Below are 24542 nucleotides of genomic sequence, written 5' to 3' on the forward strand. Positions count from 1 at the left end.
GAGAGTACCGCATCGATGCCAGCGTCACCCCCTGCAACAGAAGAGCCCCGTCGATGACGGGGCTCCAGGCGGTATAGAACTTAAAAGGCGCGACTCACACGCCCATGCACAGGTCGACCACGCAGGTGTTGTAGGCCTGCTGGCACTCACCGGCATCCACACCGCTGGCCAGGCACATCTGATAGGCCCGCCAGCACGGCTTGTCGCAGGGCTCGACCGGCCCTGCCACCGCCACCGAACCGGTGCAGGCCAACGCGAACACCGCACCGGCGACCATCTTCTTCAATGCACGCATCGTCATCACTCCTTGATAAGCCTGGTGAGCCCAGGCGGGCCCACCGTAGCGGGGACACCGGGAGGCGAGGTGAACACCCGCGTCACGAATCCTTAACCAGTTCATAAAATTTCCTTCACACGACTGGGGGGCATCGGCCTGCCTTGGCGTTAACGGCGTTGTTGTCCGTCAACCAAGGAAGTTGTCCGATGAATCACCCGCTGTACGGCCGTTCGTCCCGCTCCCTCCCGCATCGCCCGCTGGCACTTGCTGTTGCCAGCTCGCTGCTGCTGGCCACCACCTTGCCGGCCATGGCCAGCGAATCACTCGATGCCTGGCAGCATCAACGCCAGCTGCAGGCCGCGTGGGCACGGCCCGTCGCCGATGTGGCGTCGGCTTCCACGGCGCCCACCGCCACCGCGCCTGCAACGGGAAGCACCGCCCTGCTCGGCAAACCCGGCGATGCAGCCAGCTGGCGCAGCGATGAATTCAACGCCGATTGGGGACTGGCTGCGATGGGCGCCGACTACGCCTACGCGCGCGGCCTGACCGGCCAGGGCGTGCGCCTGGCCCTGTTCGATTCAGGCTCGGCACTGGCACACCCCGAATTCGCCGGGCGCAACACCTCCAGCATCACCATCGGTGCGGACTGCGCCACGCCCGGCGTGGTGGCCGGTGCCGGCGCATGCGGCCAGACCCGTGGCGAGCAGCCGGGCTACAACTACTACGGCCTCGGCCCCGGTGTTCCCGCCGCGCTGGCCGCACGACTGATCGCCGCAGGCCAGCCCTACGGCTTCAGCTACGCCGACCATGGCACCCACGTGCTGGGCACCATCGGTGCCAACCGTGATGGCAAGGGCATGCACGGCGTGGCCTTCGGTTCGAACCTGACCGCTGCCCGCGTCTTCGGTGATACCTATTACGAGTGGCGCCTGGACCCGGACAATTTCTATCGCCCGCGTGCGCTGTACCGCACCGATCCGGATGACGCTGCCACACTGGACATGTATGCGCAGATCCAGGCGCAGGGCGTGCGCGCCATCAACCACAGCTGGGGCATCTCCACCCGCAACATGACCGCTGCCGCGCTGGACGCGCAGTATGCGGCGATCGGTGATGGCTACGACGTGTACGGCAGCATCTATGCCGGCAGCGGCGACAAGCCGGGCTCCACGCTGATCCAGGTATGGTCGGCCGGCAACGGCAGTGGTGCGGTGGCCGGCATCACCGCGTCGATGCCGCGCTGGAAGCCGGAGATCGAACCCTACTGGCTGGCGGTGGCCAATGTGCGCCGGCCCAATGCCGCCGCCGGCGAAACCGACTACGTGATCGACGGCAGCTCCAGCATCTGCGGTGTCGCCGCCAACTGGTGCATCTCCGCCCCCGGCACCGACATCCTCAGCACCATCGTGTCCGGCGAGATCAAGGGCCGCATCGAGAACACCTCGGCGTACGTGCGGCTGATCATCGACAGCGAAAACACCGAGTACACCTACGGCACCAAGACCGGCACGTCGATGGCCGCACCGCACATCACCGGCGCCCTCGGCCTGTTGATGGAGCGCTTCCCGTACCTGGACAACGCCCAGGTGCGCGATGTGCTGCTGACCACCGCGCGCGATCTGGGTGCGGCAGGCATCGACCCCATCTACGGCTGGGGCATGGTCGACCTGCGCAAGGCCATCGAAGGCTATGGATCGCTGCGGGTGGATACCAACGTAGTGATGAACCAGAAGGCCGGTGGGCTGAAGGTGTGGGAAGGCGATGCATGGGATGACTGGACCAACGCCATCGGCGGCCCCGGCAAGCTGACCAAATCCGGCATCGGCTGGCTGCGCCTGAGCGGCGACAACACCTTCAACGGCGCTGTACTGCGCGAGGGCACGCTGGAATTGAACGGCAGCAACGCGCTCACCTCGGCGGTCGACGTGCAGGGTGGCCAGTTCCTGCTCAACGGCAGCCTGGTCTCCACCGCGCTCACCACCCACGGCGGCGTCAGCACGGTCAGCGCCAGCGGCGTGCTGAAGAACAGCAACCTGACGGTCGACGGCGGCGTGGTGTCCTTCAACGGCACGCAGACCGGTGGCACCACCACGGTCGGCGCCAACGGCCTGCTGAAGGGCGTCGGCACGCTGGGCAGCACCCGCGTCGATGGCACCATCGCCCCCGGCAACTCCATCGGCACGCTCACCATCAACGGCAACTACATGCAGGGCGCCAGCGGCGTGTTTGCCGCCGAACTGGCCCCGGGTGGGCGCAGCGACCAGCTGCACGTGACCGGCACCGCGACCCTCGGCGGCACCCTGGTGGCGTTGCCGGAACCGGGCACCTACTACCTCGGCGAGCAGTTCAACTTCATCCGCGCCGACGGCGGCGTCAGCGGCCAGTTCGCCAAGACCGACTTCAGCGCCTTCTCGCCGTTCCTGCAGTTCAGCCTGGCCTACGGTGCCAACGGCGCCCGCATCGACGTCGCACGCGGTGCGCTGCTGGCCAGCGCGGCCAGTACGCCGAACCAACGCGCGGTCGCCGCGGCCGCCGACGTGCTGGCGATCAACCAGGGCCTGCCCAAGCCGCTCACCCAGCTGTTCCCGCAGCAGGTCGGCGGCGTGCTCGATGGCATCGGTGGCGAACTGCACGCTGCCACCGCGCTGGCCCTGGTCGAAGGCAGCCGCCACGTCCGTGATGCCGCGTTGTCGCGCCGCGCCGGCGCGGCGGCACCCGGTGCGGAGCCGGGCGACGCCACCGGTGCATGGGTGCAGGCCATCGGCGGCAACGGCAAGCTGGATGGCAATTCCAACACCGCGCGCACCGACACCAACAGCAACGGCGTGCTGGTCGGCGTCGACCGCGAGTTCGGCGGCTGGCAGATCGGCGTATTGGCCGGCACTGGCCGCACCGACGTGAAGCAGCAGGAGCGTCGCGCCCGGTCGAAGATCGACAACACCCATTTCGGTGCCTACGCCAGCCACAACTGGGGCGGTTTCGGCCTGCGTGGTGGCGTCGCATGGAGCCGCAACGAAGTGAAGAGCAACCGCGACGTGGCCTTTGCCGGTTTCAGTGACAGCCTGAGCGCGCGCTACAACGCACACACCCGCCAGGCCTTCATCGAGGCGGGCTACCGCTTCGGCAGCGCCGAGGGTGGCCTGGAGCCGTACCTGCAGGTCGCGCGCGTGGAGGTGGACCTCAAGCAGATCGACGAGCGCGGCGGTGCGGCGGCACTGCGCGGCAAGGTGGATGACACCGGCACCACGGTCGCCACCGCCGGCGTGCGCTTCGACAAGGGCCTGAAGGCGTCGTTCCAGCAGGACAGCTGGCTGCACCTGCGCGGTGGCGTGGGCTATCGCCGGGCCTCGGGTGACCGCAGCCAGGTAGCCAACCTCGCCTTCGCCAACAGCACCACGACGTTCGCGGTCGAGGGTGCACCGATTGCCGACAATGCGGTCGTGGCCGAGTTGGGCCTGTCGGCCTGGCTGACCCCGCGGCAGCAGCTGGAACTGGGCTACAGCGGCCAGTTCGGCAGCGAAAGCCGCGATCACGGTGCCAATGCCCGCTGGTCGATCCGCTTCTAGTCACGTGCCCGGTTAGTCACGTGCTCTCTTGACGGGTTGGGGCGGCCTCGCGGCCGCCCCTTTTTTATGCGCGTCCCCCTGGACAAAGGTGGCCGGGGCAGAACACTGCCCCGGCCGCGGCGGCCCCGGGGAGAAGGCCGCCTTCAAGCGTCAGGCTGCCTTCATCGCGTGCTTGCGCGCGCGCATGACGTTGTGGCATTCCTGCACGTCCGGCAGCAGCTGGGTCACTTCCTGGCGCACGGCCGGCGGCAGATCGTTCTCCTTCAGCACGTCCTTGAACGCGCCGAGCAGGCGATCTTCGGATTCTTCCAGCTCGGCCACGTAGCCGTAGTTGGTATCACCGAAGGCAGCGCGCACCTTGCCGTAGAACTGCTGCATCGAGCCGACGACCGTACCGTGCTCGGCCGGCTTGCCACCGCTGGCAGCGACCGAGCCGCTCAGTGCAGCGACGATGCGGCCCTTGACGCCAGCAATGCGGGTGAACAGTGCCGACAGCTCGGCATCCTTCACCTTGGTCGCGGCTTCTTCATAGAAGGACTTGCCATCACGGGCGATCTCGATCAGGTCGTTGAGGCGATGTTCGATGGTGGACTGGGTGCTCATGTCATTGCTCCTGTGTAGTCGATTCCGTGGGAGAGAGGCAGCCGTGAGTGCTGCCTGCGGGACCACTGTGGACAGGCCCATGTGCTTCGTGGGTGAGCATTGATTGATGCATGCATCACCTCGCCCAACCCGCACTGACCGCTTCACGCCACGGTGGTGTTGCGTTCACGCAGAGTTGTCCGCGCGTGCCTCACCAGGGGATGAAGAGAATGACCAGAACGATGACCAGCACCGCGGCGAGCGCTGCCATCAGCACGTTTCGCTGGCGCCAGCTGGGCTTCGGCTTTCCTGGGGTATTCATGGATGCACACCTGTTTCTGCGGATGACCCCGCCAGCGTGATGGATCTGAATCAGTGCCCGCGTAGAGGGCACGTGCAAGCGACGTGCACGCGCCGGAGCCGATGTCGATTCCAGGCGCTGTCGTTCGTCGAAACACTGGAAGCCAGGCCCGTCGGCCTGCAGGAGCCTCCCGATGTGTCCCATCCTCACTGCCTTCGCCACCTCACCCGATCGCGGCCAGGGCCTGGCCCGCGACATGCGCGTGCGCTGGGCGCTGGAAGAACTGGGCGTGGCCTACGACGTGCAGCTGCTCACCTTTGCCGAGATGAAGCAGCCCGCCCACCTCGCAAGGAATCCGTTCGGGCAGATTCCCACCTGGCAGGACGGCGGACAGGTCCTGTTCGAATCCGGCGCCATCGTCCTGCACCTGGCCGAACAGTACCCGGGCCTGTTGCCGCGCGATCCGGATGCGCGCATGCGCGCGATCATGTGGATGTTCGCCGCGCTGAACACGGTGGAGCCGCCGGTTGTTGAGCGCTCGATGGCCTGGGTGCTGGAGCGCGAGCAGCCCTGGTATGCGCAGCGGCTACCGATGCTCGATGAGCGGGTGCGGACGCGGCTGGCGCAGTTGTCCGCAGCGCTGGGCGATTCCGCCTGGCTGGACGGCGGATTCAGCGCGGGCGACCTGATGATGGTGGCGGTGCTGCTGCGGCTGAAGAGCAGCGGTCTGCTCGATGAATTCCCGCAGGTGAGCGGCTACGTGGACCGGGCAACGCAGCGCCCGGCCTACCAGCGCGCGTTCGCCGCGCAGCGGGCGGTGTTCCAGAACGGGTAGTTCCGCGCCCGGCGTGGAAACACTCAGCGCGGCCTGGGCCGGCTGGCGGCCTGTACCAGCATCAGCTGCGCCACCAGGATCAGCATCGCGCACCCGGACAACAGCCACGGATCGATGTACCACTGCGCGTTGAAGCTGAACTCTCCGGCAGAGATGCGCTTCCAGCCGTTGAAGTGCTGCATGGCGGCCACCACGAACGCGAAGCCGCCTGAGGTGTACGCAAGCCAGGGCACGATGAGGCCGCCTGGCCGCGCGAACAGCATCAACAGCCCGAGCACGCCGATCACCGTGCGCTGCACGCGGCAGTAGGGGCAGACGTAGGCCAGCCCGCTCCATTCCACGGACCAGGCCAGCAGGCTGACCAGCACCGACAGGCCTGCGGCAAGGTACAGCCACTTCGGCGTGATCGTCATGCTGCCGCTGTATGCCATCGCCTGCTCCTTCGTTCAAAGACCTAGGCAGGGTAACAGCGCCACCGGGTCAATCCTTCTTGAAGACCGTGCGCTTGCCGATCGGGCTGCTCTTGCGCGCCGTCGGCTTGGCCAGCCCCGGAATGAGGAAGTCGGTCACTTTGTGGCCCTTCTGGACCTTGGCGGCCAGCCAGCGCGGCATGCGCCCACGGCCGGACCAGGTGAGCCGCTTGTACTCCGGGTCGCGGTACTTGGCCGCCACTTTCCCGGTCCTGCGCCGTGCCGGCTTCCGGCGCGGGGCGGCCTCTTCGATGGCCTCTCCGCCGAACAGCTCCTCGAGGGTATACCCCGCTTCGGCCGCTGCGGCCTTCAGCAGGCGGCGTACCGCACTGGCCGGGCGGCGGTTGGAAATCAGCTGTTTCCGCTGTTCAGCGGCAACCACCAGGGCGCCCAGCTCGCGAAGGCTGAGCGATTCAATATCAATCGTCATGCGGGAAAGGTCTACCGCGCCGCGGCGGCTGTCAAGGCATCCTGATGCCCGGGCATACACACAGGCTTCACCGCCGCTGGGCTCCGATCGCCTTCGCACGCCATCTCCGAGGACATCGACGTGAGCACCTCATCGCATTCGCTCGCCTACCTGCTTGCACGCCTGCTGCTGATGGCGCTGTTCCTGGTTTCCGGCATCGGCAAGCTCGGCGACCCCGGTGCCACCCAGGGCTACATGGAAGCGATGGGCGTGCCGGGCATCCTGCTGTGGCCGACCATCGCCTTCGAGATCGGCAGCGGGCTCTGCATCCTGCTCGGCTTCCAGACCCGCCTGGTGTCGGTGGTGCTGGCGGGCTTCAGCCTGGTGACCGCTTTCATCTTCCACCACAACGTCGCCGACCCGACCCAGCAGATCATGTTCCTGAAGAACCTCGGGCTGGCCGGTGGATTCCTGCTGCTGGCCTGCACCGGGGCCGGGCGTTACAGCATTGATGGGCGCGGGCGGCGCGCGCAGCGATGACGGAGGCGCAACGCCGGGCATTGCCCGATGCCGTCCTCGCGCCCAGGGCGACACGCACACCTCAGCGCTGAGGAGCTCAGCCCTGCATACGCCGCCGGATCCGGAAGTGATCCCGATACGCTGAAGGGGACATGCCAACGATGCCCTGGAACGCCTTGCGGAAGGATCCCGCGTCGTCGTATCCCAGTGACGCGGCTATCCGGGCAACGGGAAGATCCCCGAGCTGCAGCGCGTCCCTCGCCTTGGCCATCCTGACCTGGCGGATATAGTCGGCCGGATTGAATCCGGTGGCCTTCTGGAAGCGGCGGATGAAGGTTCTTTCGGTGAGATGCGCACGCTCGGCCAAGGCGATCACCGTGTGGCGCTTTCCCGGCTGCGAAAGGATGAAGCGCTGGACGGCCAGCACCGCCGCATCATCATGATCGAACCTTGGCAGGAATCCCTGCAGTGGCCGCGGGTCCTGCCGGATCCCATCGCTGAGCATGAAGCGCGCCGTTGCCAGCATCACACTGGAGCCCATCGTGCGATCGACGATCAACAGACCGAGATCATTCCAGGCAAGGATCGCGCCGGACGTAATGACGTCACCGTCATCGATGACAACGTTCTCGGTCGTCACCTGCACGTCGGAATACGTGCTGGCAAGCAGCTCCGCGAATGCCCAATGCGTGGTGACCCGGCGTCGCGCAAGCAGGCCGGTCTGTGCGAGCACGAAGGCGCCTGCGCAGACCGAGCACATGATCGCACCGAGCGAATGGAGCTCCTTGAGCCACTGTGCCTGGCGTGGCATCGCGGACATCCGTTCGGGCATCGCAACGCTGGGGGGTGAGATCACGAATGCGGGAGCATTCACATCGCCGGGATCACTGTCCCAGCAGCATTCCATGCGCCCCGATGCCGGGTTCAACTGCCAGTGTGTCACCCGTATGAAACACTGCCGGTCATCTTCGTGCGGATACCTGGCCCATTCATTCGCGATCCGGAACAGATCGGTCAGGCCGTGGATCGCCGCCATCTGGCAATCGGGATAGATCAGCAGAGCGATTTCAATCCGCTTGTCAGTTTCGATACCCATGAATGTCACCTCCGCCAATTTCAATTGATGCAGCGCTACCTAGAATGGATTCGGACGGAGTGATGGCCGCCTCAGGATAGAGGGAAATGCGCGCCTGAGGCCACTCCACAACCCGCACTGACAGCGTCCTTCCTCCTGCGCCGATACAAGGTCGCCGGCATGCAGGACGCCCCCCGACTCACAACAGCGAGGAACCCTGAAATGGCTACGGTTACCACGAAAGACGGCGTCGAAATCTTCTACAAGGATTGGGGTCCGCGTGACGCCAAGGTCATTCATTTCCATCATGGCTGGCCGCTCACCTCCGACGACTGGGACGCGCAGATGCTGTTCTTCGTCAACAAGGGCTACCGCGTGGTCGCGCACGACCGCCGTGGGCATGGACGGTCCAGCCAGGTGTGGGATGGCCACGACATGGATCACTACGCGGACGATGTTGCGGCGGTGGTCGAGAAGTTGGGCACCCAGGGGGCGATGCATGTCGGCCATTCCACCGGGGGTGGCCAGGTGGTTCGCTACATCGCCCGCCACGGCGAGAGGAATGTATCCAAAGCGGTGCTGATCAGCTCGGTGCCGCCGCTGATGGTCAAGACTGCGGCAAACCCGCAGGGCACGCCCAAGGAGGTCTTCGACGACTTCCAGGCGCAGCTGGCGGCCAACCGTGCGCAGTTCTACCACGACGTGCCGTCAGGCCCCTTCTATGGCTACAACCGCCCCGGTGCGAAGGCCTCCGACGCGGTAATCTGGAACTGGTGGCGACAGGGCATGCAGGGCTCGGCGAAGGCGCACTACGATGGCATCGTTGCCTTCTCGCAGACCGATTTCACCGATGACCTGAAGGGCATCTCCATTCCGGTGCTGGTCATCCATGGCGACGATGACCAGGTGGTTCCGTATGCGGATTCCGGCGTTCTCTCCGCGAAGCTGGTGAAGAACGGCAAGCTGATCACCTACGAAGGTGCACCGCACGGCATTCCGACCACGCACGCGGACCGGATCAACGCCGACCTGCTGGCGTTCCTGGAAAGCTGATCATGAAGGAACCGGGAAGTGCTTCAGGCACTTCCCGGACATGGATGGCGAGAGCCGCCTGTCACACACACCAGGTCCAGGTCGAGACATGAATTCTTAATTCTTAAGAATTCGACCAAGCGCCCTTCGTGTCATGCGACCGGCAAAGCAGCATGATGAGCGCCCCATTCAAGTCAGGGCGCTCGTTCATCTCCATGCGTGACATCGGACAGTTCTACGTAACCAGCGTCGAGGGAGTGACGCGCGCGGACGGCACACTCCTGCAGGTCACTCGAATCGACTGCGCCTGCATCAAGTGCTCCTGGCAGTTCAGGGCGATTCCCAACCATGGGCTGGTCGATCTCGATGGGGCAGCGGCCCTCAGTTGCCCAACCTGCGGCAATCACCAGTCCGTCAGCCGGGCACGGCTCGAAGAGCTCAATCGACGCAACGGCGAATAGCCGGCGCCTGGACCTTCCCTCAACATCGCACCGACACTGCCGATACCTGTTCGGCGCTAGCCTTCAGTCAACCGATATTTGCCGGCCTTCCCATGAGTCATACCGGACTGTTTCAGATCACCAACCTGACGTACAAAGCCGGAGAGCATGGCACTCTGGCGCGGGCACTGCAGATCGTAGCGACATGCACGGCCTGCGGCGCTACGAGCGTGTGGGGCGAAGATGAGATGGAACATGTCGCCGGGGGAACCGTGCTGGCCTGCCGCAACTGTGGCGTCCGCCAGGCCATCAGCAACGCGCGTCTTTCAAGCAGCCCATCCGACATTCGTCATCCGCGTCGCTGAGTCGCACGCGGTTCGTATCGAGTAGCGCGCCAGCAGACGCAGGCGTTCACTCGCCTTTTACAACGCGTCGCCACCTCCGGCGAAGAAGCACCCGGATGCAGCTGCCTGCATCCAAGCTCCGCGCCCCCGCGTATGTAGGATGCCCGCGCCTTGCGGGCCTCCCATAGAGGAACGCGCCGTGAAAGCTCTTCAGCGGATAGCCGCCACCGTCAGCTTCGCCGTACTCGTTTCAGCCACTTCCTTGAGCTTCGCCGCCAACGCCGTGATGGTGGGCGGAGCGGAGATGTATCCCAGCAAGACCATTGTCCAGAACGCCATCAACTCCAAGGACCACACCACCCTGGTCGCCGCGGTCAAGGCAGCCGGGCTGGTCGATACCCTCAATGGTGCTGGCCCCTTCACCGTTTTCGCACCCACCAATGCAGCCTTCGGCAAGTTGCCCGCAAGCACGGTCGATACGCTGGTAAGGCCTGAAAACAAGGCGCAGTTGACGAAGATCCTGACCTACCACGTGGTGCCGGGCAACTACAGTTCCGCGCAACTGATGGCCGATGCCAGGAAGCACGGCGGCAAGGCCATGCTGAAGACCGTTGAAGGTGAATCCCTCACCGTCGCGTTGCATGACGGCAAGCTGTGGGTCATCGATGCCAAGGGTGGCAAGGCGGGAATCAGCATTGCCGATGTGGGCCAGTCCAATGGCGTGATCCACGTGATCGACACGGTGTTGATGCCGAAGTAACCACGACTGTATCCGCGGCAGTCGCGTACGGCGGCTGCCGCTGTTGTGAGAGAAGACCCGGCTATGGACGGCCGCACCCTTTGACCGGTAGCGATGGTCGTTGCCCCCGATTGTTGAAGCCTGCCACGATCACTCGGTCCAGGCGGTCGTGGAGCATCTGCCGGCTGTAGAACGGTCGCCAGATCGGCAACGTCCACTGAATGCGTCCAGCAATGGCGACTCACCGCGAGATGGGGTGAGGGGTTGCCCGGGCGCGAGAGGTCAGGATGGCCTGACTTCCCTGCATACCAGTTCCGCCAATTCGCGGCACGCGAAAAACAGGCCCTCAACAACCCCTTCATCCAGATGGCGGTCGGGCGTGGCCGTGGATTCGCAGCGACTGGCCGCATGCAGCATCTCCACTGCGGTCAGCATGCCCACCGCCGCGCGGTCGATCCTGGCCAAGGACTGACGGCGGCCGTCTGACAGGTTCTCTTCCGGCCACAGCATGCCATCGGACCCTTCGCCATCGCGGATGCGCTTCAGGCAGCCCTGGAAGGTGCTGAGGTCAAAGGCGGGGTTGTCGTCGTCGTTGGTGGGTTCATCGACGGGGAATGGCGGAATCTTGCGAGTGGTCATGGCGTCGGCTTCCGTGGCTGTACTTGACACTGCCACCGCGCGGAAGTCCGCGACCATGGAGACAGCTTCACGGAGCGCCTGTCTAGTTTCAGGCTTCGTCCAGTCGATCTCGTATACCGAACGCGGCAGACTCTGCCGGCCCTCCGGGTCCGTGAACTTATAGGGATTCCCATTGGCATACCGATACCGGTTGAAGTGCCCCACAGGCTGGTCATACGCCGTCACCGGATCGACCGACAGGAACACACCCAACTGCGGATCCATATACCGCTGCTTTTAGTTGACGTACGGGGCTGGGACTACCCATAACGGCACCGCTGTCCACAGATTCAAGCCACCAATACATCGACGACTGGAAACGCGAAGAATTTGAGATAGGGGGCTGGCTCAATACTGAAATCAGCCGACTCCACCCTCCAATTGTTTGGATCCCCTAAGAAAATCGCACCTCGGCGACCGTACAATTCATCGCGCAGCAGACGATCAAGGCCATCCATGTCTGCGTCAGCGAGAAAGCGCTCAATCATTCGCTTCTCCTTCGCAAGAATATTGATCACGAAGTAGACCCTATCCTGCAAGGGCTTACTGAAGTCTGCCTCCACGCAGATTGCGTATAGGTATCGACCACCATCTTCCATCACTTGCTGCAACTCACCGTCGTACCATTCCACAAGCAATTCGATCTTCATTTGTAAACCTCATTAAACTTCTGAGCCACTTTCTCCGTTACTGGCTTGGGGAGTTCCACAGTATGGTGGTTCGGATTGTTCCCGGTTTGAGGTGTATTGAACGCGCTCTTTGCCTCCGCCTGATCGGCAACCCGGTTTTTGAGTCTATCTGCCGCACTCACCCTCTCCTGCGCTTTGACCGAAACCCCATGCGGGAACCCGGCCTTCTCCGCCTTGACGGCTTGAGCTGCAAGCGATTCAGCGCTCTCTGCGCCCTTTCCAAATCGGACAAAGAACCCTGCCGCCTTGACTCCGCTCTTTCCACCCGGGGCACGAGACATCACCGCGCCCACAATCATGCCCTTGAAATCGCCATTCAAGGCGTCTGCGACAGTCCCCAACGGGCTTCCGATCGTGTTCAGGACCCGACTTGGCTCCCCTTTCCACGCCTGTTCAAACTCAGCCTCCGTCATGCACGCCCCCGTGCTTGTATAGCAGCGGCCGTCAGGGTCCTTGAACCTGTATGGGTTGCTCGCAGCGTAACGATAGCGATTGAACATTCCGACAGGATTCTCGTGAGCCGTCACCGGGTCCACAGATAGGAACATCCCCAGCAGCGGATCCATGTACCGCTGCTGCATCTGCACCAGCCCGGTCTCACCATCCATCACATGCCCGGTGTACCCAGGGCCATCCACCACCTTGCCGATGGGCGCGCCATACGGCTCGTAATGAGTACGCTCGATCACGTTGCCGGAAGCATCCGTACTGGCAACCGGGCTTCCCAGCGCATCGGTGTGCAGGTAGGTGATCTTGGCCTCTGCGTCACCGTAGTCGCGGCGCGCGATCAGGCTGCCGGCCAGATGGACGTACTCATGCCACAGTCCCTTTCGTTCATCGCGCTGGAATACCAGCCTGCCGTCCTGAGAGTACTGGGAAAGTACATTTCCCTTAGTAGGCGAGTATGCAAGGATCCGCCTGCCCAGCGCGTCGTAGCGATAGGTCTCTTTGCCAGTCACCTCGCGCAACCGATTGCCGAAGTCGAAGCTGTGGTTGAGGCCATTCTTCAACTTAAGGTTGCCCTGCACGTCATAGCTCAGGCCGATGAGCGTGTTGCCCGCACCATCCCGCACATTGGTAAGGCGGTTGTGCGCGTCGTACCAGTAGCGATGGTCTTTGACACTTGGTCGCGGGCCTGAACAAGTGACAGATGTTCGACCGAACCTAAGGTACGACGCCTACCGTGCGCCCAGGTCACGATCCAAGCCTTGTGCACAGAGGGGGGGCTGCTCGCGAAGAATCAGGTCGCGAACCTGAGCATCCCCAAGCTCATAGGGGTCATCTCGTGGCTCTTCAGTGACTTACTCAATCATGCCGGTCATAGCAAGCGCACCTACACTAACCTTTGCCCCAGAAAGCATGTCCTCTCACACCCTCTGCCTGGTAATGCGGAAGCCCCTCCCTTCCACCATCCAATTCATGGCCGACTTGCGACCTGCCTTCAGTCAGCGACCACGTTTTACTGCGCCCCATCCCGGCACGGTTCCCTTAGCGCCATTGACAGCAGAAGACTGCACTTGGCTCGTGAAGCTAGTCCTGATCCCCAACGATGGATCCAACCCTATGGCCTGCCAATTACGCAGCCCGGGTCTAGATCATTCATCATCCAAGCAGTATTTATTCCTGAGTATCCTCCGAGCCACCGTAGTTCCGCCACGATAAAATTCACCCACCCTCGCCCTCCATTATATACCTAAGATTCCTAAATTCGGCCACACACTCCGGAACACCTTCCGACAGATCGTCAAAGAAGAATTCCCTATGAAATAAATCTGGCCACATGAACACCCCATCAAACCGCTTCTCAATGCGCCATTCTTTCGGCATGGACCCATCAATAACATCAAATATGCCGATTGGCGCAGAAGTCAGATTCCCATAGTCATCGATTACCTTGCAGACGAGCGTCCCGCCCCTGTAAATGCTCGACTCCCTATGGAGACTAAGTCCGAATACCGTGTACTCATTCCCAGCACCCAGGAACAGCGTCGACTTTACTCTCCCTTCCGCGCCAAGCCCGGCAAGAATATCAACCCAATTGCTGACGACTTTTACTCGCATCAGTCTATCTCCCTTCTTCAATCAACTTTGTTTTTGGCTCAACGACTTGTCCGGTCGCCTGATTCTGATATGCATGAGTAGAGAATTGCTGCCCATCTGGCGCCTTGTGCGACGAGCTTGATACCTTGACCCAATCAGAGGCACTTCCTCCATGAACAGCACTGAGGCGCGGCGAATCCCGCAAAAGAACTCCACTCTGCCCGCCAGCGATGACCTCTCCCTTTCCTGACATCAGCTCGCCAAGCTGCTGCTCACTACCAAGCTGTTTACTCAGCTTCACGCCACTTGCAGCTCGGTCAACTCCTTTTATCAGCTTTGCGGCACCATCACCAAGTGGACCGGCCACACCCAACATAGCGGCCCCGATACTGACAAGCGAGGGATTGTTATAGGCATCAACAAAACCCTTCGCATCGCCAAATATCGGCATAAAGTCAACCATTACTCCCACTTGCTCCTTAGTAAGAGTTGTGCCACTGGTATTCATCCCATACTTCAGCTCGGCCCGGTACATTGCCGAGTAGGCTGCACCACTCTCCCGCCCATCCGGATCCGTGAACTTGTAGGGATTCCCATTGGCATACCGATACCGATTGAACTGCCCAACCGGCTGCTCATACGCCGTCACCGGGTCCACCGACAAGAACACCCCCAACTGCGGATCCATGTACCGCTGCTGCATCTGCACCAGCCCGGTCTCACCATCCATCACATGCCCGGTGTACCCAGGGCCATCCACCACCTTGCCGATCGGCGCGCCGTACGGCTCGTAATGAGTACGCTCGATCACGTTGCCGGAAGCATCCGTACTGGCAACCGGGCTTCCCAGCGCATCGGTGTGCAGGTAGGTGATCTTGGCGTCGGCGCCTGCGTAGTCCCGGCGAGCGATCAGGCTGCCGGCCAGATGAACGTACTCGCGCCCCAGCCCCTTGCGGCCATCACTCTGGAATACCAGCCGACCGTCCTGTGCGTACTGCGAAAGCACCACTCCCAGTCCTGGGGCGGAGGCAAGGATGCGGCGCCCCAGCGCGTCGTAGCGATAGGTCTCTTTACCAGTCACCTCGCGCAGTCGATTGCCGAAGTCGAAGCTGTGGTTGAGGCCATTCTTCAGCTTCAGGTTGCCCTGCACGTCATAGCTCAGGCCGATAAGCGTGTTGCCCACACCATCCCGCACATTGGTAAGGCGGTTGTGCGCGTCGTACCAGTAGCGATGGTCTTTGACACCCGGCAGCATCCAGCTGGTCAGGTTGTCCAGCGTGTCATAGCTGAACCGGTGCCAGGAATCACCGCCAAAGTTGTTGGAGCCTGCCGCGATCAGTCGATCCAGACCGTCATAGAGCATGTGCCGGTTGTAGAACGCTCCCAGTGCCAGGTCATAGATGTCGCTGACATTGCCGTTCCGATCAAATCGCGTATCAAAGTCGAGAACACCCGAATCGGTGGTCCGAGAAGGCAGTTGACGCTCGTTCTGCTGCATCGTGTGCACGATGCCGTTGCCATAGGTGAATTGCTTGATGCCGCCATTCGCGTAGTAGCGAACGTCGGTAGCGAAGTTCCCGACCCGTGTAGCCTGGCCCAGCGCATCCGGCGCGTAGTCGACCGTCAGCCCGCTCGGCCAGGTCTGCCCGGAAGGGTGGCCATTGGCGTTGTAGCTGTAGATGATGGGCCAATCGTTCCAATCAGGCTGAGACACCCTTTCCACTGTCAACAGGCGGCGCTTGTTGTAGAAATAGTGATTGGACGCCGTCGTGGCGCCAGAATCGTTCCGGACCAACAATCGCGACGGGAGCCCATCCGGCGTATACGTCCAACTCGTATTGCCGTTTCCGTCGGGGAACCGCAGATAGGTTGGCCGATTCCGCGCGTCATACTCGCGATAGACGGCGCGACCGCTGCTGCTGATGGCCTCGGTATTGCAGGTCAGTGGCGATGGAGAATCGACCCCGGATGCCGACCAGATCAGATTGCCGGCGCCGTCGTAATCCATCAGGGTGCTGCCGGTTTCCGGCTCGATCGTCTTGCACAGCTGCTGGCTGGGCGAATAGACATAGCGGCGAGCCACCGTCTGGCTGCCATTGGCATTGCCGCGGGCGATGATCAATGGCTTGTTGAAGACATCCCGGGCGATATTCATCACCGCCCCCTCCGGCATCTGGATCGACACCGGGTGCTCATAGGACGGCTCATCGAACATCTGGAACCGGGTCTGCGTCACCTGCCCCCTGGGGTTGGTCACGCGCATCTGCCCACCTGGCAGATACTCGGTGAGGGTGGACAGCAGACCATGTTCGCTGTCCTGCGAACTTGAGATCAGCCGCCCCAGGGCGTCGTACTCCTTCCAGGTCCCCTTCCAGGGAACCGGGAAGTCTGAAACCGGATACGACGAGAATGTCTGCCGCCCCTGGGCATCGTAGGCAAACAACTGCAGGCGCTGCGTGGCGGCTTGATTGCCCGCATCGAACTCCTGGGTCAGCATCGGCCGCAGCAACGCATCGAAGTAGGTGATCTTGCGTGCGTTGCCCGTGGCCGTTGTCTGCCGCCAATGACCCGGAGGAATACCGTACTCATTAAGCGGCACCCACTCGAGTGCCTGCCTCTTTGCATTCCAGGCGACGCTGTCATCGCTGGGATACTCGACGCGTGTCAGCCGCCCCATCGCGTCATATTCGTACTGGGTGAGGTAGTCATTCTCGTCGGCGACGGCGGTAATCCAGCCAGAATCGTTGACGGCGGCCCGGGTCACCGTGCCGTCGGCATGGCTTATCCATTGTGGAATTCCCAGCTTCCATCGCTCCAACGTGGTCGTGTTGCCATTGCCATCCTTGACCGACGCGACATTGCCATCGGCGTGATAGCCCAGCCGGTGGATAAGCCTTCCAAAACTTCGCTGCTCAACCAACTGCGCCTTCGCAGTGTAGGTGTTCTGGGCTTCGACCAGACCTGTGTCGCTGTTGGTCCGGCTGGCAGGCAGGCCAAGGATCCAGCCACTGGTGTCGTTGTAGTAAGTGGTGACATCAGTCCGACTTCCCCCGTGCGAGCTGCTGCGGGTCACGCTCGCCGGGCGCCCATAGCTATCAAAGGAGTTGGCCTGCCAGGTCATCGTCACACCATCCCGCGTGACCTGACGTCGTTGCAGCGGCCTTAGCAGTGCCGAGCTGCCGTCGTTACCTCCCCACGTCCAGCCGTAGCGATCGGGAAAGGGCATCGAAGGCATCTGCGCATCTGAAACATACGTCAGTTCTTCGGTCTCGAGCACCGTTCCTGCCGCATTGCCGGCACGCCGGCCAAGAAGCTTCCCATCATTGAACCGGAAAACAATTCCGTAGATCTCTTCGACCCAGCTTCCGTCAGGCTGCGTGATTCTCACCGCCTTGGACTGGGTGCAGGTGCTGCAGTAGGGATAGTTCCCCGCCCAGTAGTCCTGATAATCCCCCTTGTCCGTATACGTCCAGCGCATGGGAGCAATACCCGGACCTTCAATGGTCTTCTCCGTCAGACCAAAGTTCTCAAAGTAGTTGGCAATCGCGAGATACTGAATCATCTGACCATCGCGCGCCTCTTTGATGCAGTAGCTCGCCGGAACTCCTGCACGATAGCGTCGCCCATTCCGGAAGGAGAACGTACCGATCGCACCAGATGGATGCTTCATCTGAAGGGTGTAGATCTTGTCCCGAAAAGGCGGACTGCCACACCCCTGCGACGGGTCCTCCGGCCAGTTCTCATAGGCGATACGCATGTCGGAGAGATGGTTGATCTCCCACCAGGCACCGTCCGGCTGGGTAACCCGCTGCAGCGAGTTTCCTGCATATCCGTAAGTCCAGGTGCGGCCATTTGCCGAGGCGCTCTGCAGGCGATTTCCTACATAATTCAACAAGATCGAGCGCCCATCGCTGGACGTGATGTTGGTCGGATAGCCGTTCCCGTTATAGCTGATGCTGACACTGTTACCAAAGCGATCTTCGATTCGACTTGCCAGCAGATAGATCTCTACGCGCGCTTGGGCAGAGTTGGCGCCGATGGATCCCATCAGACCCACAGCGCGCTGCGTGCCAATATTAAAGGTGTACTTGATGCCCGATGTGGTCTGCAGAATGAAGCCCTCGCCCTCCAGACCGGCGATCATCGGCGTGCAACTGACGGTGTCCATCGCACTGGTGGTCCAGCTCCAGTTTTCGCTCTGACGACTGACTGGCTTGAGGCCGGCAGGTGGGTCACCCATCAGCGACCGCGCGCCCTCCCCGGGAAGATTGACGGTATAGCCAGACCAGATGTCTTCAATGCGGACTGTCGGCGGCGTATAGGGAATGAAGTTGGTGCTACAGCGCGGATCTTTCCGAGAACCTCGATAGGTCCATCCATACTGGGAATCGAATACGCCGGAGATGAAAGGTACATCGATGCTCCAGTCACCCGCACCACCATAGATCAATGGCGGCGAACCGTTGTCGGGAATGGGCCTCACATTCAATCGGCGTTCTAGCCGTACCGGTAGCAAGTTGTTACCTGCCAAGTCGATATCGGTCTGCTTGAAGTATCCGCTCTGGTCGTACACATTGATCGAGTCACCGAAGAGCTCTGATGTCAGTGGACCGACCTGCTCAGCCGAGTTGAGCTTCTTGTCGTACTCTTGATAGGGCTGCTGAACTACCTGCTGCGCCCGCGCGGCGAAGCAGAGCCCAAATAGAAGTGCGAGCACCGCGCATCCACTCGCACGCGGGCCGACCGCGACGTTCCTTGTTTCGATCCGCATTTCCGCCCCCTGATTGTTGAGAGCGACTTTTTCACAGCAAGCCAGGATCCGTCAAATAAGAATTCATCTCACCTCTGAAATGATCATGGCTTATTGGCTCATTTGGTTTCCTCTGCTTGTCTCGTGCTACTAGATCTATGAGGGGCCGCCCCAACGCACACGCGTACTGGTCGCAGAATCCCGGGCGGCAGTTTCCGCACAGCCTGACCCGCCGGGCATGTTCATAGGCTACAAGTACTCCTCAGAGCGCAGTGGACACAGGGCCGGCTAGCTTGGGCATCCAAGCAGGGCACCTCTTCATGCAGAACTGATGAGGTAGCTCCAAGTCGATTGTGGAAGGCTGCATGGCCTAGGCGGCATTCAGAAGCACGTGCAGCGGCGCCCATTCCAACTGAGACCGCGTAATTCCGACGATGTTGGACGCCCTCTGGACTTCGCCGGACGTCAATGTGGTGGGCCCACCAGGATTCGAACCTGGAACCAAGGGATTATGAGTCCCCTGCTCTAACCGTTGAGCTATAGGCCCTGCGCAGCGTCACAGTGTAGTGGAGGCCGCGCTCGATCGGCTACCCGGCGGCGGCAAACGCCTCCGAAACACGCCCCAGCCGCCTCTCCGCTGCTTCCGCGAGCCATACCTGCCGCCTCAGGTATGCCTGGAACAACGCGACCATCCTTCTGACTTCCTCCAGTCCCTGTTGGTTGTCGCCACTGAAGCCGGCAAGCAATCCGGCCTCCGACAGCGTCAGCAGCGCATACGTTGTACGGCGTGCAAACCCCAACCGATCCTCGCACTCATCCCGCATCACCTCATCCCAGTCCAGCAGCGGCGGGAAATCGGCTCGTACGGGCTCAGGCAAATCGTGCTCCACATCATTCATGGCGTGACTCCAGATGCATGACGAATCAATGCCGCAGGCCGTGCGAGTTGCACGTGACCTGCCGCGCGCTTGCATCGGCGCCGGTGATGACCGGCCCGCCTACGGGATGTGTTGAGCATCTGCGCGATCAGCGTGCGACCGTCGCAGGAAGAATTCAAACGGCAGATGCGACATCGGCAAGAGCCGTCGGGCATGTCCCGGCACCCACCAAAGAAAAACCCCGCACCAGGCGGGGTTTCTCTCAACGCTTCAACAGCCGCTGGAAATCAATCGATATCCAGGAAGCTGCGCAGCTGCTCCGAGCGGCTCGGGTGACGCAGCTTGCGCAGGGCCTTCGCTTCGATCTGGCGGATGCGCTCGCGGGTCACGTCGAACTGCTTGCCGACCTCTTCCAGCGTGTGGTCGGTGTTCATGTCGATGCCGAAGCGCATGCGCAGCACCTTGGCTTCCCTCGGGGTGAGGCCGGCCAGCACGTCGCGCACGGTTTCAGACAGGTTGATGTTGGTGGTGTTCTCGATCGGGGACTCCACATTGGTGTCCTCGATGAAGTCGCCCAGATGGGAATCCTCGTCGTCGCCGATCGGGGTTTCCATCGAGATCGGCTCCTTGGCGATCTTCATCACCTTGCGGATCTTGTCTTCCGGCATGTCCATTTCCTTGGCCAGCTCCTCCGGCGTGGCCTCGCGGCCGTACTGCTGGAGCATCTGGCGGGAAATGCGGTTCAACTTGTTGATCGTCTCGATCATGTGCACCGGAATACGGATGGTGCGTGCCTGGTCGGCAATCGAGCGGGTGATCGCCTGGCGGATCCACCAGGTGGCGTAGGTCGAGAACTTGTAACCGCGGCGGTACTCGAACTTGTCCACGGCCTTCATCAGGCCGATGTTGCCTTCCTGGATCAGGTCGAGGAACTGCAGGCCGCGGTTGGTGTACTTCTTGGCAATCGAGATTACCAGGCGCAGGTTGGCCTCGACCATTTCCTTCTTGGCCTTGCGCGCCTTGGCTTCACCGTAGGCCATGGCACGGCTGATTTCCTTCAGCTCTTCCAGGTCCAGCTGGGTCAGCTTCTCGATGTCGATCGTCGCCTGCTGTTCGGCGATGATCTGGTCCTTCACTTCACGCAGCGCCGAAGACCACTTCTGCTTGCGCTTCAGTGCATCTTCCACCCATTCCAGGTTGGTCTGGTTGCCTTCCCAGGAACGGATGAAGTCCTTGCGCGGCATGCGGGCGGTAACGGTGGCCAGGTTCAGCACGCGGCGCTCATGCGACTTGATGTCGGCCATGGTGTCGCGCAGCTGCTTGGTCAGCACGTCGGTCAGCGGCAGCGGCAGCTTCAGGGTGACGAACACCGCCGACATCTCTTCGCGCAGGCGCGGCAGGTTCTTCTTGTCGCCCTTGGTCGCCGCCTTCTTGAAGGCAGTGAAGGCATCGCTCAGCGCCTGCATGCGCGCGGCGACTTCCTCCGGGTCCGGACCGGTCGGTGCGGCTTCTTCCTCGCCACCCTCGACATCATCGTCCTCGTCCTCGTCGCCATCGGCGTCGGCATCGTCGCTGTCATCAGCAGTAGCCGCGGCCGGCGCCGGGGCTTCGTCCGTAAGGTCGTTGAAGCCGACGATCACTTCGGCCAGGCGCTTCTTGCCTTCCTTGTGGGCTTCATAGTCGTTCAGCAGCGACTCGACCGACACCGGGAACTGGCCCAGGGCGGCCTGCACCTGCGAAAGGCCTTCCTCGATGCGCTTGGCAATGGCGATTTCGCCTTCGCGGGTCAGCAGCTCGACGGTGCCCATTTCGCGCATGTACATGCGCACCGGGTCGGTGGTACGGCCACCTTCGGTGTCGAGCGCGCTCAGCGCGGCGGCGGCTTCTTCGGCCGCGGTGTCATCGACTTCGCGGTTACCGGTGTTGCCGTCGTTGAGAAGCAGGGTTTCCACATCCGGCGCAACTTCATGGACATCAATGCCCATGCCGTTGATCATGCCGATGATGTCTTCGATCTGTTCCGGGTCGACCATGTCGTCCGGCAGATGGTCATTGACTTCGGCGTAGGTCAGGTAGCCCTGTTCCAGGCCCTTGCTGATCAGTTGCTTGATTTCGGATTGGGCAGGACGTTCGTTGGCCATGTAGTGCTCGCGCCACCGGCTAGGGAGAAATAGGGAACGTAGCATTATACCAGCCCGGGGCCCCGCCTGCCGGGCGGTGGTCCCGCAAGCTCAGGGCCTGAGAAGGAAGGTCACGGGACCGTCATTGACCAGGCTGACGACCATATGGGCACCAAATCGGCCCGTTTCCACCCCCGGCGCGTGATTTTCACGACAGATCCCGACAAATCGATTGAACCCGCGTTCAGCCTCGTCCGGCGGCGCCGCGCTGGTGAAGCTCGGGCGCATGCCCGAGCGGGTGTCGGCGGCCAGGGTGAACTGGCTGACCAGCAGCAGGCCGCCGCCGGTGTCACGCAGCGACCGGTTCATCTTCCCGGCCTCATCGGCGAACACCCGGTAGCCCAGCAGGCGCTCGGCCATCCGCTGCAGCTGGGCCTCGGTATCGCCGGGCTCCATGCCGACCAGCGCCAGCAGGCCGGGGCCGATCTGCCCCACCGCTTCGTCGTCGACATGCACGGCGGCCTGGCTGACACGTTGGATCAGGACGAGCATCGCGGGCTTCCGAATGAACAGGGCCGGCCACGATAGCAGCGCCCTTGGCTAAACTGGCGCCGATGAATCCGCAACGCAAAGCCCGGCTGGTCTACCGCGCCACCACCCTGTTCGCCCGCCTGCCCTGGCCGCTGCTGCGGGGCGCCGCGCGCGCCTTGGCGTGGGCGTGGATCAGTCTCAATGCCCGTGAGAGCCGCGTCACCCGGCGCAACCTGGAACTGGCCTACCCCGAACTGGATGCCACCGCGCGCGACCGCCTGCACCGCGAGCTGCTGCGCTCCACCGCGCTGCAGGCCATTGAGACCCTGCGCCTGTGGAGCCAGAAGCCGGCCGACAACCTGCGCCTGCACCTGAAGCAGCGCCATGGCGAAGCGCTGTATGACGCGGCGCTGGCCAGCGGCCAGGGCGTGATCGTGGCTGCGCCGCACTTCGGCAACTGGGAGCTGCTCAACCAGTGGCTGGCCTCGCGCGGGCAGATCGCCATCGTCTACAAGCCGCCGGAGGACGAGGCCAGCGACGCCTTCCTGCAGCTGGTGCGCGGCGGCCAGAACGTGCAGCAGGTGCGCGCCGAAGGCCCGGCCGTGCGGCAGCTGTTCAAGGTGCTCAAGGACGGTGGTGCCACCGGCATCCTGCCCGACCAGCAACCCAAAGCCGGCGACGGTGTGTTCGTGCCGTTCTTCGGCGTGCAGGCGCTGACCATGACCCTGGTCAACCGGCTGGCCGAGCGCACCGGTGCCACCGTGCTGTACGGCTGGTGCGAGCGCATCGGGCCGGACATGGAATTCGCCCTGCACATCGAACCGACCGATCCGGCGGTGGCCGACCCGGACCCGCAGGTGGCCGCCACTGCGCTCAATGCCGGTATCGAACGCATCGCCCGCCGCGACCCCGCGCAGTACCAGTGGACGTACAAGCGCTATACGCTGCGACCGGCGGGCAGCGGCGAGGAGGATCCCTACGCCACCGAAGAGCATCCCCACTAGCGGCCCCACTGAGCCCGACCGGTCCCTGCGACCGGCGGCCGCACCACGTTGAATACGACGCCGGCGCCCCCATAGAGACTGCGATGTCCGCCTCCCCCGGTCCTGCCATGCCTGCTTCTTCCCTGTTCGGCGATCCGGCCGCGATCCGCTGCGAACGCGCGGTGGCCGAACTGCGCGCCGGTCGCCCGGTCCTGCTGCACGATGGCCAGGGCCAACGCCTGGCGGTGATCGCGCTGGACAGTGCCACCGCCAGCAGCTTTGCCGCCTTCGCCAGCGCCGCGCGCGAGCGCCACTACCTGTTCCTGACCGCCACCCGCGCCCGCGTACTCGGCGTGGACGCTCCGGAAGGCGCACGCCTGCCGCTGGCCGGCATCGCCTTCGATGCCCTGCCCTCGCTGGGCTACCTGCGCGAGCCCGGCCCGATGCCGGAGGGCTGGAGCGCCGGTGACGCCTTCGATGCCGGCGCGGTTGAACTGGCCCGCCTGGGCCTGCTGCTGCCGGCAATGGTGGCCGTGCGCCTGGATGCAGGTGACGCCACCTTCGACGGCGCCGCCGAAGTCGCCCTGTGCGACCTCGCCGAGGGCGCGGCCCATGCGGCCCACGATTACGAACTGGTGGCCCGCTCCCCGGTGCCGCTGCGCGACGTTGGCATGACCACCTTCGCGGTGTTCCGCGGCGGCGTGGCGCAGCGCGACCAGGTGGCGATCATCGTCGGCGAACCGGACCTGTCGGCGGTGGTGCCGGTGCGCGTGCATTCCTCGTGCCTGACCGGCGACCTGTTCGGTTCACTCAAGTGCGACTGCGGCGACCAGCTGCGGCGCGGCCTGCGCAAGCTGAAGGAACTGGGCGGCGGCGTGCTGCTGTACCTGGACCAGGAAGGCCGCGGTACCGGCATCGCGGCCAAGATGCGTGCCTACGGCTACCAGCACGATGGCCTGGACACCATCGATGCCGATGCGCAGCTGGGCTTCGGCGCCGACGAACGCCGCTACGGCAGCGCGGTGGCGATGCTGCACGGCCTGGGCATCTCGCGCGTGGCCCTGCTCAGCAACAACCCGACCAAGGCGCAGCGCCTGCGCAATGCCGGCATCGAGGTGCTGGACTGCATTCCGGTCACCGGCGAGATCACCGCCGAGAACGAGCACTACCTGCGCACCAAGGCCGACCGTGCGGGCCACATGCTGGACGTGGACGCGCTGATCCAGGCTGCCCAGTAACGCGGCCGACCTGCTACCGTCTGCGCGGTGCGGCCACGGCCGCCAT

At 63.0% G+C, this 24542-nt stretch carries 22 protein-coding genes and 1 tRNA gene; 9 read left to right on the forward strand and 14 right to left on the reverse strand.

Annotated features, from left to right (window positions below):
- Positions 1-94: 94 nt before the first annotated feature.
- Positions 95-295 (reverse strand): hypothetical protein, encoded by a 201-nt coding sequence (locus tag K5L94_RS19470; protein ID WP_006472022.1) that lies wholly within the window; start codon positions 293-295, stop codon positions 95-97.
- 188 nt (positions 296-483) lie between these two features.
- On the opposite strand from K5L94_RS19470, the gene K5L94_RS19475 reads away from it, so the two are divergent.
- Complete coding sequence (locus K5L94_RS19475; protein WP_274511176.1) at positions 484-3843, forward strand: autotransporter domain-containing protein; 3360 nt, start codon at positions 484-486, stop codon at positions 3841-3843.
- Positions 3844-3993: 150 nt separating this feature from the next.
- On the opposite strand, the gene K5L94_RS19480 is transcribed toward K5L94_RS19475, so the two are convergent.
- On the reverse strand, positions 3994-4446 hold the full coding sequence (locus K5L94_RS19480; protein ID WP_008267995.1) for a PA2169 family four-helix-bundle protein: 453 nt from the start codon (positions 4444-4446) through the stop codon (positions 3994-3996).
- A gap of 473 nt (positions 4447-4919) precedes the next feature.
- Between K5L94_RS19480 and K5L94_RS19485 the strand changes: the two genes are divergently transcribed.
- The gene (locus tag K5L94_RS19485; protein WP_164086534.1) at positions 4920-5561 is read left to right on the forward strand and encodes a glutathione S-transferase family protein; all 642 of its coding nucleotides are present in this window, start codon (positions 4920-4922) and stop codon (positions 5559-5561) included.
- A gap of 23 nt (positions 5562-5584) precedes the next feature.
- Here K5L94_RS19485 and K5L94_RS19490 read toward each other — a convergent pair whose 3' ends face one another.
- Both K5L94_RS19490 and K5L94_RS19495 read right to left on the reverse strand, forming a co-directional pair.
- Positions 5585-5992 carry a hypothetical protein gene (locus K5L94_RS19490; protein WP_053450886.1) on the reverse strand — a complete coding sequence of 136 codons (408 nt, stop codon included), beginning with the start codon at positions 5990-5992 and terminating at the stop codon, positions 5585-5587.
- 49 nt (positions 5993-6041) lie between these two features.
- Positions 6042-6461, reverse strand: a complete 420-nt coding sequence (locus K5L94_RS19495) for an H-NS histone family protein (RefSeq protein WP_008264957.1) — start codon at positions 6459-6461, stop codon at positions 6042-6044.
- 120 nt (positions 6462-6581) lie between these two features.
- Here K5L94_RS19495 and K5L94_RS19500 point away from each other — a divergent pair, with 120 nt between their 5' ends.
- Positions 6582-6980, forward strand: a complete 399-nt coding sequence (locus K5L94_RS19500) for a DoxX family protein (RefSeq protein ID WP_274511177.1) — start codon at positions 6582-6584, stop codon at positions 6978-6980.
- 76 nt (positions 6981-7056) lie between these two features.
- Here the strand turns inward: K5L94_RS19500 and K5L94_RS19505 are convergent, their stop codons facing one another.
- Positions 7057-8055, reverse strand: coding sequence for a GlxA family transcriptional regulator (locus K5L94_RS19505; protein ID WP_274511178.1), 999 nt, complete (start codon positions 8053-8055; stop codon positions 7057-7059).
- Positions 8056-8256: 201 nt separating this feature from the next.
- Between K5L94_RS19505 and K5L94_RS19510 the strand changes: the two genes are divergently transcribed.
- The 4 genes from K5L94_RS19510 (at position 8257) to K5L94_RS19525 (ending at position 10610) form a co-directional block, all read left to right on the forward strand.
- Entirely contained in the window at positions 8257-9087 is an 831-nt protein-coding gene (locus K5L94_RS19510) for an alpha/beta fold hydrolase (RefSeq protein WP_274511179.1), read from the forward strand.
- Positions 9088-9242: 155 nt separating this feature from the next.
- Complete coding sequence (locus K5L94_RS19515) at positions 9243-9527, forward strand: hypothetical protein (RefSeq protein ID WP_274511180.1); 285 nt, start codon at positions 9243-9245, stop codon at positions 9525-9527.
- Between the two features lie 92 nt (positions 9528-9619).
- Complete coding sequence (locus tag K5L94_RS19520; protein WP_006472189.1) at positions 9620-9871, forward strand: hypothetical protein; 252 nt, start codon at positions 9620-9622, stop codon at positions 9869-9871.
- A 178-nt stretch (positions 9872-10049) separates the two neighbouring features.
- The gene (locus K5L94_RS19525) at positions 10050-10610 is read left to right on the forward strand and encodes a fasciclin domain-containing protein (protein WP_425507571.1); all 561 of its coding nucleotides are present in this window, start codon (positions 10050-10052) and stop codon (positions 10608-10610) included.
- A gap of 261 nt (positions 10611-10871) precedes the next feature.
- Here K5L94_RS19525 and K5L94_RS21940 read toward each other — a convergent pair whose 3' ends face one another.
- From K5L94_RS21940 to dtd, 9 genes are all read right to left on the reverse strand, one after another.
- Positions 10872-11492, reverse strand: a complete 621-nt coding sequence (locus tag K5L94_RS21940; RefSeq protein WP_080374970.1) for an RHS repeat-associated core domain-containing protein — start codon at positions 11490-11492, stop codon at positions 10872-10874.
- Between the two features lie 65 nt (positions 11493-11557).
- Positions 11558-11917 carry a hypothetical protein gene (locus K5L94_RS19540; protein WP_053450891.1) on the reverse strand — a complete coding sequence of 120 codons (360 nt, stop codon included), beginning with the start codon at positions 11915-11917 and terminating at the stop codon, positions 11558-11560.
- On the reverse strand, positions 11914-13029 hold the full coding sequence (locus tag K5L94_RS19545; protein WP_053450892.1) for an RHS repeat domain-containing protein: 1116 nt from the start codon (positions 13027-13029) through the stop codon (positions 11914-11916). The genes K5L94_RS19540 and K5L94_RS19545 overlap by 4 nt, the downstream gene beginning before the upstream one ends.
- Positions 13030-13621: 592 nt before the next feature.
- A complete protein-coding gene (locus tag K5L94_RS19550) occupies positions 13622-14017 on the reverse strand; it encodes a hypothetical protein (protein WP_053450893.1) in 396 nt (131 codons plus the stop codon).
- A gap of 4 nt (positions 14018-14021) precedes the next feature.
- Entirely contained in the window at positions 14022-18767 is a 4746-nt protein-coding gene (locus K5L94_RS19555) for an RHS repeat domain-containing protein (RefSeq protein WP_080374971.1), read from the reverse strand.
- A gap of 450 nt (positions 18768-19217) precedes the next feature.
- Positions 19218-19293: transfer RNA gene (locus K5L94_RS19560), tRNA-Ile, on the reverse strand.
- A 40-nt stretch (positions 19294-19333) separates the two neighbouring features.
- Positions 19334-19645, reverse strand: a complete 312-nt coding sequence (locus K5L94_RS19565) for a hypothetical protein (RefSeq protein ID WP_053450895.1) — start codon at positions 19643-19645, stop codon at positions 19334-19336.
- Positions 19646-19911: 266 nt separating this feature from the next.
- Positions 19912-21765 carry an RNA polymerase sigma factor RpoD gene (gene rpoD, locus K5L94_RS19570; RefSeq protein ID WP_274511182.1) on the reverse strand — a complete coding sequence of 618 codons (1854 nt, stop codon included), beginning with the start codon at positions 21763-21765 and terminating at the stop codon, positions 19912-19914.
- Between the two features lie 90 nt (positions 21766-21855).
- Positions 21856-22296 carry a D-aminoacyl-tRNA deacylase gene (gene dtd / locus K5L94_RS19575; RefSeq protein ID WP_006472318.1) on the reverse strand — a complete coding sequence of 147 codons (441 nt, stop codon included), beginning with the start codon at positions 22294-22296 and terminating at the stop codon, positions 21856-21858.
- 62 nt (positions 22297-22358) lie between these two features.
- Between dtd and K5L94_RS19580 the strand changes: the two genes are divergently transcribed.
- Together K5L94_RS19580 and ribA are read left to right on the forward strand one after the other, a co-directional pair.
- Positions 22359-23279: a lauroyl acyltransferase gene (locus K5L94_RS19580; RefSeq protein ID WP_006472320.1), complete on the forward strand. Its 921-nt coding sequence runs from the start codon at positions 22359-22361 to the stop codon at positions 23277-23279.
- 83 nt (positions 23280-23362) lie between these two features.
- Positions 23363-24496, forward strand: coding sequence for a GTP cyclohydrolase II RibA (gene ribA / locus K5L94_RS19585; RefSeq protein WP_274511184.1), 1134 nt, complete (start codon positions 23363-23365; stop codon positions 24494-24496).
- The last annotated feature ends 46 nt before the right edge of the window (positions 24497-24542 follow it).

This window comes from Stenotrophomonas forensis (assembly GCF_028752115.1).
Lineage (GTDB): Bacteria > Pseudomonadota > Gammaproteobacteria > Xanthomonadales > Xanthomonadaceae > Stenotrophomonas > Stenotrophomonas forensis.